Genomic DNA, 3,298 nt, shown 5'->3' with positions numbered 1-3,298 from the left:
GGATCTCACATACCGTTCCGCATCATTCAAAGCCGTGATTAAAGCATCTACTGCTTTGTCAGAGCCAATCTTTCCTAAAGCCTCGGCTGCTATGGATCTCACATACCATTCCGCATCATTCAAAGCCGTGATTAAAGCATCTACTGCTTTGTCAGAGCCAATCTTTCCTAAAGCCTCGGCTGCTCTGGATCTCACATCCGATTCCGCATGATTCAAAGCCGTGATTAAAGCATCTACTGCTTTGTCAGAGCCAATCTTTCCTAAAGCAAAGGCTGCACTGGATCTCACATACTTATCCGCATGATTTAGGTCTGCTTGCAAATGTGACACCATCTGTAGATGATTTTGACCTAGTATGACCACTACTGATGTAATAAACTCGGCATTATGTGGATAACTTAGGAAAAAATTATGAATATCTTTAATGATTTTTTGCACTAATTGATCATCACTTCTTTGAACCTCAGCCGTACACCGTCCCGCTAATAACAGCAGTGTTTGAAAAATATCATCTTTTTCGTTTTTAATTGTTTGCAATAAAGTTACAGGATTTTTCATCAATCCTGCCATTAAGCTGAATATTTCATGCCATTCATAATCCCAAAAATGCGCCTTTGCTAATTCAATACCATTGGATGATCGTTGCAAATAACAAGCTGTGAAATATTCTTGAAAAGTCCGATGTAAAAAGAGATGTTGGTCGCCATTTTCATGCAGCTTTTGTAAAATTCCATCCTGTTCAGATAATTCTGTTATTAAAGGAGAACTAGTAATATTGTTAAAATCACTAGGAATATCATCTTTTTTCAAATAGCTATCAATAGCTTTGCGAAGTTCACGCATTGTAAAAATTTCTTGATTATTACAGCTAAATTGATAAGCTAGTTCTTCTAACAATTCTATTTTGACATTTATCCACGCATCCTCTACTTCTGGGTTATGTGTTTTTCTCCATTTAGTAAGCATAAATTTTACTGCTTGCTCATATACCTCACAACGTCGCGCTGGTAGATTTATGCCTTTTTCTTGATACAAACTGCAAATTAAAGACAATAGCAAAGGATTCTGTACCAAACCACGAATTTGGGGTTTAGTTTGCAATTCTCGAATTAAAGCAGCCGCAGAAATAGAATCATCATTTATATATTCAGCCGCAATTTTAAACCAAGTTACAATATATTGATTTATTTGTGGTTCATTAAAAGGAACAATTTCCACATCTTTAGCACCACCTAAAAATGCCCCACTATAACCAACAATGCGAGATGTAAAGATAATAGGACAGTTGTAATTACGAAGAAAACTATTTAATTTTTCTGATAAATTATTTCTAGATTCTTTCGGTACTTCATCTAGTGCATCTAATAGCAAGAGATATTTACCCGCTTTTAATTTATCTGTTAAAAAACTTTCAATTTGTGGAAAATGGTTTTCATATTTTGATGCCAGCAATTTTAAAATAGCATCACTAACTTTCGCAGTTCCGTCTTGTGTTGTGTCTGCTATTTCTGAAAGTCTTAAAAAAATAGGAATAACTAAATCTTCCAGATTTTGACTATTATTTTCTAAACCTTGTAGTGCTGTTTGTGCAGTTAAATAAGCCTCACTTTTTAATAATGTCGTTTTCCCCATTCCTGGATCTGCCAACACCATTAAACGCTGATGTTTTTGTTTTGCTTCTTGCCAATCTACTTGAGTTGGTTTTGATTCTTCCGAATGTTTAAGAGCGTAAGCACGTTTAGATTCTTCCTCTGATTCAGAATAACTCCAAGTGGTTTCTATCGTGTGATTATATTTTCTTTCTAGCGTGACCTGAATCGGAATATATTGATCTTTAATAGTAATAGGTTCGGTTGAATGAAATAACTTAATATTTTGAAAACTACTTTCAATTTCTTCTAAAAAGCTCTTAATAATATTTTTCTTTGGTTCTAATCCCAGTTGATCTAATTTATCAAGAATATTATCCCAACGAATTACATAACTTTCATCACTTTTACTACATTGAATTATCCCTAATACTCCCCCCAATTTCTCAGAGAAGACAGCACCACCACTGCTTCCTGCCTCTACCTTGGCATCAATTCGATGAGAGAGAAAAGTAGACGTTTCTAAGGGCTTTTTATTCCAAGGATGATTAGTTGTTTTAGGGTGTTTTATATAAGTGGAAATAACATTAAGAGGCGCACTAGGACGAATACTATTACCATAAACCGCCACGCCTTTAGGAAAGTTTTCATTTTGGTTATGCTTATTCGGAAAACCGTAAACTGTTACTGATGTTGATAAATTTTTTGGATTAATAATTTTAACCGCTTTTGCACTCTCAATATTGATTTTGAGAATGGCAATATCTACCTCTAAATTTGAAAAATTTTCATCCCATTCTGCATCATAAATGTTATCTTGATATTCCACCTTTAAAGGATTCTCTAGAATATAAATAACATGATGACAAGTTACAATATAGCCATCATTACGAATGATGAAACCAGAACCAACAGTTTTTTCATCAGAACCGAGAATTTTTACCATTGATTCTCTCAATTCATCTAGAGATTTAGTCATAGCGATACCATTTAAAAAATCCGTAAAATATTATACTATATGTTCAATGGCTATATAAACAAAGCTAACTAGTAGAATATTAAATTATGCTTTGTCTATATTTAGCAATTTAGCACTAATCTTGATAATTGTTATGGGTTTTGGTTTAATGTATGTGTTTTATTCTGGCTTAAATCCCACTCAATTGTTACTTTTACATTGGCTTGTGCTGTTCCTTTAGTAACAAATGGAATACCAGTTTCTCCACCAGCTTGCAACCCAAATTCCATTGTTACTTTTGTCGGTGCAAGAACATCATTTAATCCATCCTTGACGCTACTAATTACCATTTGAGAATAACCCTTAACTGTACTAATCATTGCTTTTTGTAATTTTTCGGTTCTTTCCTTAATGTCATCAATATATGCAACCGCTTGCAGTTCATCGCTGTCTGCTTCATCATATTGAATGTAAATCTTTTCACCATCAGGAGTAAGAATTTCTGTGATTTTGTTTGACATTGACATTTTTCCTATATTTGTTGAATAATCAATCAATTGAATTTTAACCTTTTCAAAAGCTAAAAGTCAAGATTATTATTTATTATTTAAGAGGGTGTTTGAAAAGTCGGTGAGTGAGTAAAAAAGCTCTCCCAGTGTAAGCTGTGAATAGAAAGAACACAGCACCGAGAGAGTAACATGAGTAAAGCATACCCCAGTAATTTGACTCACGCCCAATATGAATTGTTGAG

The 3,298-nt window shown here is 33.9% G+C and carries 2 protein-coding genes; both read right to left on the bottom strand.

Going from position 1 to position 3,298, the window contains the following annotated elements; all coding sequences use genetic code 11:
• Nucleotides 1-2,568, bottom strand: a 2,568-nt coding sequence (locus tag PN471_RS01850; protein WP_271775424.1) for a HEAT repeat domain-containing protein, incomplete at its 3' end; no start/stop codon positions are given.
• A 131-nt stretch (nt 2,569-2,699) separates the two neighbouring features.
• Nucleotides 2,700-3,068, bottom strand: a complete 369-nt coding sequence (locus PN471_RS01845) for a CU044_2847 family protein (protein WP_271775423.1) — start codon at nt 3,066-3,068, stop codon at nt 2,700-2,702.
• Nucleotides 3,069-3,298: the final 230 nt, after the last annotated feature.

It is taken from the genome of Aphanizomenon sp. CS-733/32 (genome assembly GCF_028330045.1).
GTDB classification, from domain to species: Bacteria; Cyanobacteriota; Cyanobacteriia; order Cyanobacteriales; family Nostocaceae; genus Dolichospermum; species Dolichospermum gracile.
The sequence above is the reverse complement of the archived record's forward strand: the minus strand, read 5'-3'. Positions and strand labels throughout refer to the sequence as shown.